This is a genomic window from Sphingomonas sp. YR710, assembly GCF_900101455.1.
GTDB lineage: Bacteria > Pseudomonadota > Alphaproteobacteria > Sphingomonadales > Sphingomonadaceae > Rhizorhabdus.
The window spans coordinates 85053-98146 of the sequence record NZ_FMZJ01000014.1; the positions used below are offsets into that span (position 1 = coordinate 85053).

Genomic DNA, 13094 nt, shown 5'->3' on the forward strand with positions numbered 1-13094 from the left:
GTAACGACCTTTTAAGTTTCCTAATGGGCTCTCAGCGGTCAGCGCTCGCGAAACGATCGCCACATCGCGTTGGACAACGGCTCGGTCAGATATTGCAGGGCCGTCCGCTTGCGCAGCGGAATGACGATCTGGACGGGCTGGCCGGCGCGTAAGCCGCCGTTGATGCCCCGGAGTGTCGTGATCCGATTGACCTCGGCCTGCGGGACGACCACCTCAATCGTAAAATAACGCTGGCCGGTGCGCGGGTCGGTAAGGCTGTCCGCCGACAGACGCGTGACGACGCCGATCAGGATGGGGAGAGACCTGTCCTGGATCGACATGATCTTTACCTCGGCGCGCTGGCCGACATGCACGCCGTCCGTGTCGGTGGGAGAAAGCTGGCCGTCGATGACGAGCGTGCGATGGGTCGGAACGATATCGAGCAGACGCTGGCCTGGCGCGACGACACCGCCGACCGTGAACATCGTCAGGTCCACGACATGGCCGGATACCGGCGCGCGAATCTGGGTCTGTGCCAATTGTTCGCGCAGCGCGTGGAGCTTCGGGAGAAGATCGTTGAGCTGAAACTCGGTTTCGCGCAGGGCTTTCGTAACCTCCTGCATCCGATCGGTGTCGAGGCTGAGCGCCTGCGATCGCATCTCGCCGATCTGGGCTTCGGATCGGGCCGCATTGGCCTCCAGCTCGGCGCTCTGGCCTTGCAAGCCGGCTGCGGCCCGCTGCAGCGATCGCACACGGTTGATCGACGCAAATCCCTTCGCGGCCAAACTCTGCATCCCGGCCAGCTCGTCGCCGATCAGCCGCTTCTGCTCCGTCGTCGCGCTGTTTTCATGGCGATAGCCGGTGATCGTTTCCCTCAGCTGGGCGCTGCGCTGGTTGAGGATATGCTTCTGGCCCGCCAATGCTGCGCGCCGTGCGGCCAGTTCGGTTTCCTGCAAGGCCAATGCCCGGGCGGCGTCCGCGCGACTTGCCGCCGGCAGGGTGGCAAATTCCGGCGGGGCATCGACATGACGCGCGCCAGCCTGCTCGGCGAGAAGCCGTGCCCGTTGGGCCTGGAGGCCGAATACCTGCGACGTCATCGCGCGCTCGGCGGCCTCGACTTCGGCCGGCGCGAGACTCATCACCACCTGCCCGGCGCGCACCTCCGATCCTTCATGCACGTTGATGGAGGAAACGATGCCGCCATCCTTGTGCTGGATCGTCTGCCGGTGGCCTGCAACCGTTACCGATCCCACGGCGTAAGCCGCAGAATCGAGCCGGGCAAAGGCCGCCCATCCCAGGAAGCTGAGGAAGAAGACGGCAATAAGCGCCAGACCTGCGCGCAATTCACGCCGGGCGCCGTCATCGTTGACATCGTGATAAGGGATGGGGCTTTCCGGGGCCGGGTTGAAGGCATCGCGGGGGGAAGGGGCGTAGTTCATCGCCGTTCGCCTGCATGTGCCGTGGGCATGGGCCTGATCGTGGCCTGCATCTCCATGATCTTGCGGATAACGCTATCGCGTGGACCGAACAGCTCGATCTGGCCGCTTTTCAGCAGCAGAAGCTTATCGACATTTCCCAGAACGCCGATGCGGTGGGCGACGACGATCAGCGTCACACCATCCTCCTTCATCCGCTTCATCGCGGCAATCAGGCTGGTTTCGCCCTCCGCGTCAAGCGAGGCGTTGGGCTCGTCGAGGACCATGTAGCGGGGTGACCGGTAGAATGCGCGCGACAGCGAAATGCGGGCTGCCTGGCCGACCGAAAGGCCGGCCCCCCCGGTATCGATGAGCGTGTCGTAACCATTTGGCAGCCGCACGATCATGTCGTGCGCACCGGCCAGCCGCGCGGCCTCGACAACCTCGTCATCGACGAAGACCTGATCGACCGCGACAAGCGGATCAAACTGGGCGATATTCTCCTTGACCGTGCCGGGAAACAGCCCTGGCTCCTGCGGCGCGTAACCGATGTGGGTCGCAAGCTGGGCCTCGTCCCAGTCGCGCAGATCGACCCCGTCGAGCCGGATCGTACCGGACGCCAGTGGAGCGGCCCTGGTGAGAGCACGCGCGAGGGTCGATTTCCCCGCTCCGCTCGCACCGATGATTCCGAGCGATTCGCCGGGTTCGAGCGAAAAGGAAATGCCGGAAATGATGATCCGCTGGCTGCCGGGTGCCACCACCACCGCAGCCTCGACGTTCATCCTGCCAGTTGGTATCGGCAATAACGTGTGGCGAAATGTGCCCTCCTCGCCTGCAAGCAGCTGGCGCATATGATCCCACCCGTTGCGCGCCTGAACGATGGCGCGCCAGGCGCTGACAATCTGTTCCATCGGCGCGAGGGCGCGGGTAACCAGCAACGATGCCGCGAAGATGGCTCCGGCCGAGATGCTCCCCTGAACAGCGAGCAGAGCGCCGAGGCCAAGTGCAAGCGATTGCAGCAACTGACGCACGAATTTGGTGGTCGAAAGATAGGCCGCGGACCGAAAGCTGGACGGCAGGACAAGCGCCGCGGAAATTTGCCGTTCGCCCATATGGCGTTCGACCAGCGCCCGGCGCATGCCGAGCCCGCGCACCGTTTCGCCAAGGTTGATCGAACGATCCAGCGACGAATAGGCTAGCGCCTTGGCGTCATTCGCCCGGCGCGCCGGCCCTTTGATCGCACGCTCGTTCAGCAATGCGACGCCGATCAGCAGCAATGATCCGGCCAGTGCCAGCATCCCCAGCGCCGGATGGATCAACCAGCCCAGGGCAACATAGATCGGCGTCCAAGGCGCATCGAGCAGCGCCAGCATTCCGGGACCGGCGATCACGCCGCGCACGCTATCGAATTCGCGCAGGACATAGGATCCGCGATTCTGGTCGGTACGATGGAGCAGGGCAGACAGAAGCATCGGGGCAATCAGCCGTTCGAGCCGGTTGCTTGCCCACACCAATGTCCGCGAACGAATGAGATCCAGCCCCGAAAGGGTTATAAGCGCAAAGCATAATACAAGAGTGAGGAAGGCGAGCGTCAATGTGCCGCGTGTCGGTACCACCCGATCATAAATCTGGAACATGTAGATCGTTGGCGCGATATAGAGCAGATTGAGCAAGGCGCTGAAGACGGCGACCATAAGCAGGTGAGGCCGGCACGCATATAGTGCCTTGTCGAGCACGGCGCGTTCGGACGGCTCAGGGCCTCGAACCTTTTCGGATCGCGTGTTTCGATTACCCATCACAAGCCCCGGCTGTATCCAGGAAGGGAATCGATCCGTCCACGCCTTGGTCCAGTGTGCGATGCACGCTGCCGGGCGTTGCGAGGGTCAAATCCTTCCGGCAGAAGCTCGCACAATAACCACGCATGATAACTTCGGATATTTACCTACGGATTGCCACGGTGCGGTTTAACAATTATAAAATATCGGAACCATTATCGATAAAACTGCAGATATAGGATATGCTGCGGCACTTATCTTAATTTTGCTATGACATATACATGGAGCAGCGAGAGCCCGTGCAGAATGCACGGCGGGAACTTTAGCCGTTACGCGTGGTCCGAAAGGCCTGGCGCGTCACGATCGGCGCATAGGTAAACACCACGACCAGCGTAACGCTGCCGACCGACCACAACCGTCGTATACCGTGACGGCGACGAACGCTTCTCTATCGCGGCCTGAGTCAACAGGCGCAGACCAATCTCCGCCGTCGCGAGTGCGCCGGTCGTGAGCAATTGGTAGGCGACGAAATGCAAATACTCGCTTTCTGCCGAGCTGAGATCGCCACACGGGGTTCGTGCTTCTCTCCGGGATCGACACGTGGCCACCCCATGGTGGATAAGAAAAAGCGGCGTGGATCAATCCTTGGAACGCCCTCGCGGCTAGCGACGGGGCTGCGGTCGTTGCGATCTCAGACCACCTTCGTCCCCGTGAGGACCTCTTCCTGCCTTGGCAGAACTGTGAAAACTCCTGTCTGAGATCGTATCAGGCGACCGCGGTGCCGGGTTCGCTGCCCCAGCGGAAGTCGGTGCCGTCCGTCCACATGCGGTGGAGGACGACGGCCAGGCGACGCGCGGAAATCCCAAGATCAGCGCCGAAGCGCCGATCGCGCCGCGTGCTGACCTTTCGGGCGTGGCAGACCTGCGCGAACGTATCGTCGCGGGCGAATGAGGTGCGCGATCCTCAAACTGAGCTGGGTTACGACGATGGGTTGATGGCAGAGGGGGCCACCTCATTCGTCGTTGGTGCGGGCTGTATTGATCAGTCCCAATATGTAAAATCGCGCCAATTATGCTCGCTTGGGCTTGAGCAGCGGGGGCACGAATGCCCCCATCTCTCAATTTCGTGCCCAAAAAGTGCCCCGATTGCTGTGAAGTTTGGGGGCGTCAGGAGCAACCGACTGAGACAAGCGCTATCTCAAAATTGGCAGAAAATCAACTATTTCTGGTATTTTTGGGCCCTTCTGAAGAGGGTTTTTGGCGGAGAGAGTGGGATTCGAACCCACGGTAAGCTTGCACCTACGGCGGTTTTCAAGACCGCTGCCTTAAACCACTCGGCCATCTCTCCGGATCGCGTGGCACGGGCGCCATATCCCCGCTGCGGCCCCGCGTGCAAGTCGCGCGATCAAAGGATTTCGCGGATCGCGCCGGTTGTGGCAATCAGGAGACGGACAAAAGGGAATAAGATGCCAAGCATGCGCCATCGATATCGTCCGGCAATCGGGCAATTGCTGGCGCTCGCGGGCCTGATGCCCCTGATGGCCGCGCACGCACAGGAAGCACCCGCGCAGGCGACAATGGCGCCCGTGACGCCGACAGGCGATCAGGCCGCCCAACCGACCGAGATGGCCGCGCCAGCCGCGCCTGTCCCGTCCGCCGAAGACAGCGGGATGCAGGCATTTCTGATGACGTTACGCCCGAAGGCGGTCGCGATGGGCGTCGGTGGCGATCTGTTCGACCGGACGATCGCGGGGCTGCGGTTCAACGCGCGGGTTATTCGGCTCGATCGTTCGCAACCAGGCGGCAATCCGGCGAGCACGGCCGCGTCCGCCGCGCCGGATTTCGCGCCTTATGCGGCCGCCCATGTCGATGCCGTGCGGATCAATATGGGGCGCACGCGCTATGGACGATTGCGGCCGCTGCTCGCGGGCATCGAGCAGAAGACCGGTGTTCCGGAGCGGATCATGCTCGCCATTTTCGGCCATGAATCCGGCTATGGCACGTTCACCGGCAATTTCGATCTGCTCCAGTCGCTGGCGACTTTGGCATATGAGGGACGCCGACGCGACCTGTTCAGTGCCGAATTCCTCAACGCGATGCTGCTGCTCCAGCGCGGCGTTCCGCGCGAAAAGCTGAAAGGGAGCTGGGCGGGGGCGACCGGCTATCCGCAATTCCTGCCGAGCGTCTATCTGCGCACCGGCATCGACGGCGACGGCGACGGAAAGGTCGATATCTGGGGCAGCGAACTCGATACGCTGGCGTCGATCGGCAATTATCTGCGCGATGCCGGATGGAAGGCGGGCACGCCATGGGGCGTTGCGGTCCGTGTGCCCGACGCGCTCGATCGCGCAAGCCTGGTGTCGCCGTTACGGCCGGTGACCTGCCCGCGCGTCTATGCCCGCCACAGCCGCTGGCTGACGATCGCCGAATGGCGCACGCAGGGTGTGCAGATGGTGGGCAATCCGGTGCCCGCCGACAGCGAACTGGCGACGTTGATCGAGCCGGACGGGCAGGGGCGCACCGCTTATCTGCTGACCACCAATTTCCGATCGATCCTCGATTATAATTGCTCGAACTTCTATGCGCTCTCGGTGGGGATGCTGGGCGATGCGATTGCGGAGTGAGGACGCATGGGGGGATTTCGACGATAGCGGCATGACACGCCGGTTCGTCGGCACCGCATCGCTGTCGCTGGCCCTGTTCCTGGCCGCCTGCGGCGGGCAGCCGCGTCCGATGCCGCATCGTGCGCCGCATCGCACCGCCGAGCGTCCGGTGTCGCCGCCGAGGCCGGCGGGGCCGGTCAGCGATACGCCGGTCAAGGTCGGCAAGCCCTATCAGGTGGCCGGTATCCGGTATGTACCGGCGGACGATCCGAACTATGACGAGGTCGGCCTTGCATCCTGGTATGGCGGGCAATTCCATGGCGGGCCGACCGCCAATGGCGAGCTGTTCGACATGGATCGGGTCGGGGCGGCGCACAAGACGCTGCCGTTGCCCTGCTATGTCGAGGTCACCGCGCTCGATACCGGCCGCACGGTGCTCGTGCGAATCAACGATCGCGGGCCGTTCGTTTCGAACCGGATCATCGATCTGTCGCGGCGCACCGCGATCCTGCTCGGGATCGAGCGCAGCGGCGTCGCGCGCGTCCGCGTGCGCAGGGTATTTCCATCGGACGAAGACCGGCTCGCGCTGCGATCGGGCCGGCCCGCAAGCGATCGCCCTTATGCACCGACCAGCGCGCTTGCGATGCTCAATGCCCGATTCGCAAATCGTCCCCCCGATCCCAAGGCGCCGCCGCTGATCGCCGCGGCCGTGCCCGATGCCGCGGTGCCGGTGGGCGGCTGGTTCATCCAGGTAACGGCGGTCGGCGATCGCGCAAAGGCCGAGGATATCGCCGAATATGTGGCGGGACGGGTCGAGCCGGCAGGGGCGTTGTGGCGTATCCGCATGGGGCCTTATCGCAACGCGGCGGATGCCAGTTCGGCGCTGGCGCAGGTCCAGCGCCAAGGCTATCAGGATGCCAGGCTGGTGGTCATCGCCGGCAATGATCATGTTTCGGAATGGAAATCGACGCAATGAAGCGTAACCGGATTGCTCTCATCTCAGCCTTTGCCTTGCTCGGCCTGCCGGTTCAGGCGGCGGCGCCGCCGTTCGATACTCCGGCGCCGGTGGCGTTCATGAAGGATCTGTCGTCGGGCGCGATTCTCTATGCGAAGGATGCCGATCGCCGGATGCCGCCGGCGTCTATGGCGAAGATGATGACGGTCTATGTCGCGTTCGATCTCGTCAGGAAGGGCGAACTCAAGCTCGACCAGATGATTACCGTGCGACCGGAAACCTGGAAGCAATGGCATGGCCCCGCCGCCGGATCGACGATGTTCCTGTCGCCCGGCGAACAGGTGAGCGTCGCCAACCTGCTGTTCGGCATCGTCACCTTGTCGGGCAACGATGCCTGCGTTGTGCTGGCCGAGGGAATTTCGGGAACCGAACCCGCATTCGTCGCGCTGATGAACCGGCGCGCGCAGGAAATGGGCCTGAAGAATTCGCATTTCGGCACGTCGAACGGCTGGCCCGATGCCGGTGTCACCTATGTGACAGCGCGGGACCTCGCGACCTTGGCCGAACGGACGATCACCGATCACCCGCAGCTCTACAAGACCTTCTACAGCCGCCCGAACTTCACCTGGGGCAAGACATTGGGGAGCGGCGCCGACATCACCCAGGCCAATCGCGATCCGCTGCTGGGCAGGGTGCAGGGCGCCGACGGCTTGAAGACCGGCCATACCGAGGAGGCCGGTTACGGCTTCACCGGATCGGCCGAGCAGCAGGGCCGCCGGCTCGTGCTGGTGCTGGCGGGGCTTACATCGTCTTCTGCCCGGATCGATCAGTCGGTATCGTTCATGAACTGGGGCTTCCGCGCCTGGCAATCGAAGAAGATCGTCGCCAAGGGCCGCAAGGTTCAGGTGGCCGAGGTTCAGTTGGGCGACGCGCAGACCGTCGATCTGGTCGCGCCCAACGATCTCGCCATCACCATTCCCGCCGGGCTCGGCAGCGACGTGAAGACCAAGGTCGTCTATCAGGGGCCGATCAAGGCGCCGTTCAAGAAAGGCGATCATATCGCCGATCTGGTCGTGACCACCGCCGACATGCCGCCGCAGACCCTGCCATTGGTGGCGGCAAGCGATGTTGGCAAGGCGGGCTTTTTCGGCCGGATCATGGCCGGGCTGCGCTGGCTGATCTGACGAGCCGTGGCAATCGATCGACTCTTCCACATCCTCCCCCGCCAGGGGGAGGTGGCGCTGAAGGCGACGGAGGGGGCGGGCGGCGACCTGCGATCGGCTGCTCGCCTTCCTCGCCCATTGTGTCCTCCCCCTCCGTCAGCGCTGTGCGCAGCCACCTCCCCCTGGCGGGGGAGGATCGGAAACGGCGCCGCGGCAGGCTTATGAGCGGGCGCTTCATCAGTCTCGAAGGTGGCGAAGGGGTCGGCAAGTCGACGCAGGTGCGACGGCTCGCGGAGGCTCTGCGCGCTCGCGGGATCGACGTGATCGAAACCCGCGAACCGGGGGGAAGCGCGGGCGCTGAGGCAATCCGCCGCCTGCTGCTCGAAGGGGCGGGCGATCGCTGGACCGCGCCCACCGAAGCCTTGCTGTTCGCGGCCGCCCGCGCCGATCATGTCGCGCGGACGATCGGGCCGGCGGTGACGGCCGGCAAATGGGTGCTCTCCGATCGCTATCTCGACAGTTCGATCGCCTATCAGGGCGGTGCCGACGGGTTGGGCGAAGAGGCAATCCGTACGCTGCATGGCATCGGCAGCGGGGGCTATCTGCCCGATCGCACGCTGTTGCTGGCCCTTCCGGCCGGCGATGCCGTGGCCCGGGCGGCCGCGCGTGATCGCGACGGCGCCGATCGCATCGGTGGTCGCGAGGATGCCTATCATGCGCGCGTGGCTGACAGTTTCGATCGACTCGCCGCGGCCGAACCCGATCGATTCCGGCGGATCGACGCGGTCGGCGCGCCCGAGGCGGTGACCAACCGGCTGATCGCCGCCATCGCCGACCTGTTATGAGCCGAATGCTTGGCCAGGATGCGCAGATCGCGGCATTTCGCGAGGCGGCCTTGTCCGATCGGCTCCACCACGCCTGGTTGCTCGCAGGCCCAGAAGGAGTGGGCAAAGCTGGATTTGCGATGGCGGCGGCAACGTGGCTGCTGGCAAGTTCGGCCGGGCCGGAGTTCGATCTGCCCGGGTTCGACCTGCCGTTCGGCCATCGTATTGCCAATTTCATCGAGCAGGGGAGCCATCCCGATCTGCGCGTGCTGATGCGGCTGCCCCGCGACAAGAGCGACGATCTGGCCCGCTCGATCAGCATCGACCAGGTCCGCGGCCTGCAAAGCCTGTTCAACACGACCCCGGGCTTTTCGCCGCGCCGCGTCGTGATCATCGATGCGATCGACGATCTCGAACGGCCGGCGGCCAATGCCTTGCTCAAGAATCTCGAGGAACCCCCTGCAGGAACGACATTTTTTCTGATCAGCCATGCCCCCGGCCGGCTGCTGCCGACGATCCGCTCGCGCTGTCGGCTGCTGCGGTTCGGCGGACTGTCTCCACGCGAGATGACGCGCGTGCTGCAGGACAAGCTGCCCGACGAGCCTTCCGACGAGATCGAGGCGCTGGTGCGGGTGGGCGAGGGGGCTCCGGGCAGGGCGCTGCGGTTCGCCGGCCTCGAAATTGCAGCGCTCGACGCCGCGATCGATCGGCTGGTGGAGCAGGGCGATCCCACCAATGCCCTGCGCTCGTCGCTCGCGAAGCAGTTGGGCACCAAGGCGGTACAGGCGCGCTACGAAGCCTTTCTCGAGCGCGCGCCGGCGCGGATCGCCGCAGAAGCGAAGCGCCGATCGGGGGCCGCGCTGGCTACAGCGATCGATCTGTGGGCAGAGGCGCGCAAGATCGGCGAAAGCGCAGTCCATCTGTCGCTCGATCAGCCCACGACGGTATTCGAACTCGCAACAATGCTCGCAAGGCTTGCCCCCGCCACCGGGAGCGTTAAAGCCTGACATCATCATGTCAGAGCCATTTTATATCACCACCGCCATCAGCTACCCCAATGGGCGGCCGCATATCGGCCACGCTTATGAAGCGATCGCCGCAGACGCGATCGCGCGCTTCCAGCGGGCGATGGGCCGCGACGTCCGCTTCCAGACCGGTACCGACGAACATGGCCTGAAGATGGCGCAGGCCGCGCGCACGCGCGATATTACCCCGCGCGAACTCGCTGATGAGATGTCGGGATATTTCAAGGTGATGGATGATGCCTTGAACATCTCCTATGATCGCTTCATTCGCACCAGCGAGGCCGATCATTATGCCGCGAGCCAGGCGATCTGGCGCGCATTGGAGGCAAATGGCGATCTCTATCTCGATCGCTACGAGGGCTGGTATTCGGTCCGCGACGAGGCATTTTACGACGAGAAAGAACTGATCGAAGGCGATGGCGGCGTGAAGCTGTCGCCCCAGGGCACGCCCGTCGAATGGACGGCCGAGGAAAGCTGGTTCTTCAAACTGTCCAAATATCAGGAACCTTTGCTCGCGCTCTATCGCGATCAGCCCGATTTCATCCGCCCGGAAAGCCGGCGCAACGAGATTGTTAGCTTCGTGTCCGGCGGCCTGTCCGATCTGTCGATGTCGCGGACCAGCTTCGATTGGGGCGTGCCGGTGCCGGGTAGTCCCGGCCATGTCATGTATGTGTGGGTCGACGCGCTCACCAATTATATCACCGGGCTCGGCTATCCGGACCTCGACGGATTGTTCGCGCGTTACTGGCCGGCGAATGTCCACATCATCGGCAAGGATATCGTGCGCTTCCACACCGTCTATTGGCCGGCCTTCCTGATGTCGGCGGGGATTGCATTGCCGAAGCAGGTGTTCGGGCATGGCTTCCTGCTCAACCGCGGCGAGAAGATGTCGAAGTCGGTCGGCAATGTCGTTGATCCGGTCGGCATGGCCGAAGCCTATGGCGTCGATCAGCTCCGCTATTTCCTGATGCGCGAAGTCAGCTTCGGACAGGATGGGAGCTATAGCCATGAAGCTATTGTAAATCGTTCGAATTCTGAACTCGCAAACAGCTTCGGCAATCTCGCGCAGCGGACCCTGTCGATGATCTTCAAGAATCTCGACGGCGAGTTGCCGGCGCTCGATCGCAATGATGATGATGCAGCGCTGGTCCGGACGGTCGCCGGCGCGGTGCTCGACGAACTGCCGCGCGCGTTTGAGCAATTCGCCTTCTCGGTCGGGATCGAAGCGTGGATGCGCGCCGTGTTCGCGTGCAACCAATATGTCGATGCCCAGGCGCCATGGGCGTTGCGCAAGAGCGATCCAGAACGGATGAAGACCGTGCTCGGCGTGCTGTTTTGCGCGATCCGCGATCTTGCGATCGCGATCCAGCCGATCATCCCGGCTTCGGCCGGAAAGCTGCTCGACCAGATGGGTATCACGACCGACGAGCGCGATTTCAAAGCGCTCGAAGACACATTCTGGTACGATCGCCTGCGCGCATCAGGCTTTCGGGTGTCGCAACCGGTTCCGCTATTCCCGCGCCTGGAGCTTGAGGTCGCCGGCTGATGTTCGTCGACAGCCATTGCCACCTCAATTACCCCAAGCTCGTCGAGCGGCAGGCGGAGGTGCTCGCCAATGCCCGCGCCGCCGGCGTGTCGACGATGCTCAACATCTCGACCCGCGCCGCCGAATGGGATGCAGTGATCGGCACGGCCGAGCGCGAACCCGACGTATGGGCGAGCGTTGGCATCCATCCGCACGATGCCGATACCCATGAAGACATCGAAACCGCGATGCTGGTCGAAAAGTCGCGCCATCCGAAGGTGATCGGCATCGGTGAGACCGGGCTCGATTTCTTCTACGACAAGTCCGATCGTGATCGCCAGCGCGCGAGCTTCCGCCGCCATATCGCCGCCGCGCGCGAAACCGGCCTGCCGTTGATCGTGCATAGCCGTGAGGCCGAGGCCGACACGGCCGCGATCCTCGGCGAGGAAATGGGGAAGGGGGCGTTCACCGGCGTCCTGCATTGCTTCACGGCCTCCACCGATCTGGCGCGCAAGATGCTCGATCTCGGCCTTTATATCTCGCTGTCGGGGATCGTGACCTTCAAGAACGCGGGCGATCTGCGCGACACCGCCCGGATGATCCCGCATGATCGGCTGCTGGTCGAAACAGACTCGCCATTTCTTGCGCCGATCCCGAACCGCGGCAAGCCTTGCGAACCGGCTTTCGTTGCCGATACGGCGCGGTTTCTGGCCAACGAGCTGGCCATGCCGACTGCCGATCTGGCGCGAATAACGACCGACAACTTCTTCAATCTCTTCACGAAAGCGAAGCCGTGAAGCTCCGCGTGCTGGGTTGCGGCACGTCGTCCGGCGTGCCCCGGATCGGCAATGACTGGGGGGCCTGCGATCCCGCCGATCCGCGCAACCGACGCACCCGCGCATCGATCATCGTTGCAACCGATACGACCCGCATCCTCGTCGATACGTCGCCGGACATGCGCGAGCAGCTGCTCGCTGCCGATATCGACCGGGTCGATGCGGTGATCTGGACGCATGACCATGCCGATCATTGCCACGGTATCGATGACCTGCGGCAGCTCTTCCACGCCAAAGGCGAACCGGTGGCGGGCTATGGCGCGCGGGAAACGATGGACATGCTGGCCGAGCGTTTTGCTTATGCCTTTTTCGGTCGTGACGGCTATCCGGCGACCATCGACAGGCAGATCCTGCATGGCGACATGATGATCGGCGACATCCGCGTCCGATCGGTCGCGCAGCCGCATGGCAATATCTACAGTTCGGGCCTGCGCTTTGATCATGATGGCAAGTCTATCGGCTATTCCACTGATTTTCATATGGTAACACCGGGCATGATCGCCTTGTTCGCCGGTGTCGACATCTGGGTGGTCGATGCCTTGCGCGAGCGGCCGCATCCAACCCATCCGCATCTGGCAATGACCCTCGACGCGATCCATGCCTGCAAGCCGGCGCGCGCAATCCTCACGCATATGGACCAGTCGCTCGACTATCGCGGGTTGGCCGCAAAACTTCCGGTCGGTGTCGAACCGGGCCAGGACGGTCTCGAAGCATGGGCATAAGCAGCGACCAGATCGCGGGCCTGATCGGCATCTCACTGATATTGCTGATGCTGATCCATCGTCTGGTGAGCGAGAAAATGCCGAAGGGCCGGTTCCTTCGGATGTCGCTGGTCTGGGTGGGGATTGTCGTGTTCATCACCGTTGTGGTGATGACGTTCCAGCATCGATGATATGTCGATTTAACATAATATATATTATCAAACTAAGAGATGGACGAGAGGGCGCGATCGACCTGGCGACCTCACCCTCGGTATAGCTCCATTTACACAAGGG

11 protein-coding genes and 1 tRNA gene are annotated in these 13094 nt (G+C 63.2%); 9 read left to right on the forward strand and 3 right to left on the reverse strand.

The window, feature by feature from the left end:
• Positions 1-38: 38 nt before the first annotated feature.
• The 3 genes from BLS13_RS16040 to BLS13_RS16050 form a co-directional block, all read right to left on the reverse strand.
• Entirely contained in the window at positions 39-1418 is a 1380-nt protein-coding gene (locus BLS13_RS16040; RefSeq protein WP_093453635.1) for an HlyD family type I secretion periplasmic adaptor subunit, read from the reverse strand.
• Positions 1415-3190: a type I secretion system permease/ATPase gene (locus tag BLS13_RS16045; protein WP_093453636.1), complete on the reverse strand. Its 1776-nt coding sequence runs from the start codon at positions 3188-3190 to the stop codon at positions 1415-1417. The genes BLS13_RS16040 and BLS13_RS16045 overlap by 4 nt, the downstream gene beginning before the upstream one ends.
• Positions 3191-4426: 1236 nt before the next feature.
• Positions 4427-4516, reverse strand: a tRNA-Ser gene (locus BLS13_RS16050).
• Between the two features lie 277 nt (positions 4517-4793).
• Between BLS13_RS16050 and BLS13_RS16055 the strand changes: the two genes are divergently transcribed.
• The 9 genes from BLS13_RS16055 (at position 4794) to BLS13_RS16095 (ending at position 12991) form a co-directional block, all read left to right on the forward strand.
• Complete coding sequence (locus tag BLS13_RS16055) at positions 4794-5792, forward strand: lytic murein transglycosylase (protein WP_256325931.1); 999 nt, start codon at positions 4794-4796, stop codon at positions 5790-5792.
• A 31-nt stretch (positions 5793-5823) separates the two neighbouring features.
• Complete coding sequence (locus BLS13_RS16060) at positions 5824-6747, forward strand: septal ring lytic transglycosylase RlpA family protein (RefSeq protein WP_093453638.1); 924 nt, start codon at positions 5824-5826, stop codon at positions 6745-6747.
• Complete coding sequence (locus BLS13_RS16065) at positions 6744-7910, forward strand: D-alanyl-D-alanine carboxypeptidase family protein (protein WP_093453679.1); 1167 nt, start codon at positions 6744-6746, stop codon at positions 7908-7910. Before BLS13_RS16060 ends, BLS13_RS16065 begins: the two co-directional genes overlap by 4 nt.
• A gap of 200 nt (positions 7911-8110) precedes the next feature.
• The gene (gene tmk, locus BLS13_RS16070; protein WP_093453639.1) at positions 8111-8734 is read left to right on the forward strand and encodes a dTMP kinase; all 624 of its coding nucleotides are present in this window, start codon (positions 8111-8113) and stop codon (positions 8732-8734) included.
• Positions 8731-9720 (forward strand): DNA polymerase III subunit delta', encoded by a 990-nt coding sequence (locus BLS13_RS16075; RefSeq protein WP_093453641.1) that lies wholly within the window; start codon positions 8731-8733, stop codon positions 9718-9720. Before tmk ends, BLS13_RS16075 begins: the two co-directional genes overlap by 4 nt.
• Positions 9721-9727: 7 nt before the next feature.
• Positions 9728-11284 carry a methionine--tRNA ligase gene (metG, locus tag BLS13_RS16080; protein ID WP_093453642.1) on the forward strand — a complete coding sequence of 519 codons (1557 nt, stop codon included), beginning with the start codon at positions 9728-9730 and terminating at the stop codon, positions 11282-11284.
• Positions 11284-12060, forward strand: coding sequence for a TatD family hydrolase (locus tag BLS13_RS16085; RefSeq protein ID WP_093453643.1), 777 nt, complete (start codon positions 11284-11286; stop codon positions 12058-12060). The genes metG and BLS13_RS16085 overlap by 1 nt, the downstream gene beginning before the upstream one ends.
• The gene (locus BLS13_RS16090) at positions 12057-12821 is read left to right on the forward strand and encodes an MBL fold metallo-hydrolase (RefSeq protein WP_093453644.1); all 765 of its coding nucleotides are present in this window, start codon (positions 12057-12059) and stop codon (positions 12819-12821) included. The genes BLS13_RS16085 and BLS13_RS16090 overlap by 4 nt, the downstream gene beginning before the upstream one ends.
• On the forward strand, positions 12812-12991 hold the full coding sequence (locus BLS13_RS16095) for a hypothetical protein (RefSeq protein ID WP_093453645.1): 180 nt from the start codon (positions 12812-12814) through the stop codon (positions 12989-12991). Before BLS13_RS16090 ends, BLS13_RS16095 begins: the two co-directional genes overlap by 10 nt.
• Positions 12992-13094 lie beyond the last annotated feature (103 nt).

Excerpts from the sequence above, each read along its gene's own strand:
- BLS13_RS16095 (WP_093453645.1), top strand. The coding sequence starts at position 12,812 with ATGGGCATAAGCAGCGACCAGATCGCGGGCCTGATCGGCATCTCACTG.
- BLS13_RS16085 (WP_093453643.1), top strand. The coding sequence starts at position 11,284 with ATGTTCGTCGACAGCCATTGCCACCTCAATTACCCCAAGCTCGTCGAG.
- metG (WP_093453642.1), top strand. The coding sequence starts at position 9,728 with ATGTCAGAGCCATTTTATATCACCACCGCCATCAGCTACCCCAATGGG.
- BLS13_RS16065 (WP_093453679.1), top strand. The coding sequence starts at position 6,744 with ATGAAGCGTAACCGGATTGCTCTCATCTCAGCCTTTGCCTTGCTCGGC.
- BLS13_RS16040 (WP_093453635.1), bottom strand. The coding sequence starts at position 1,418 with ATGAACTACGCCCCTTCCCCCCGCGATGCCTTCAACCCGGCCCCGGAA.
- tmk (WP_093453639.1), top strand. The coding sequence starts at position 8,111 with ATGAGCGGGCGCTTCATCAGTCTCGAAGGTGGCGAAGGGGTCGGCAAG.
- BLS13_RS16060 (WP_093453638.1), top strand. The coding sequence starts at position 5,824 with ATGACACGCCGGTTCGTCGGCACCGCATCGCTGTCGCTGGCCCTGTTC.
- BLS13_RS16045 (WP_093453636.1), bottom strand. The coding sequence starts at position 3,190 with ATGGGTAATCGAAACACGCGATCCGAAAAGGTTCGAGGCCCTGAGCCG.
- BLS13_RS16055 (WP_256325931.1), top strand. The coding sequence starts at position 4,794 with ATGGCCGCGCCAGCCGCGCCTGTCCCGTCCGCCGAAGACAGCGGGATG.
- BLS13_RS16075 (WP_093453641.1), top strand. The coding sequence starts at position 8,731 with ATGAGCCGAATGCTTGGCCAGGATGCGCAGATCGCGGCATTTCGCGAG.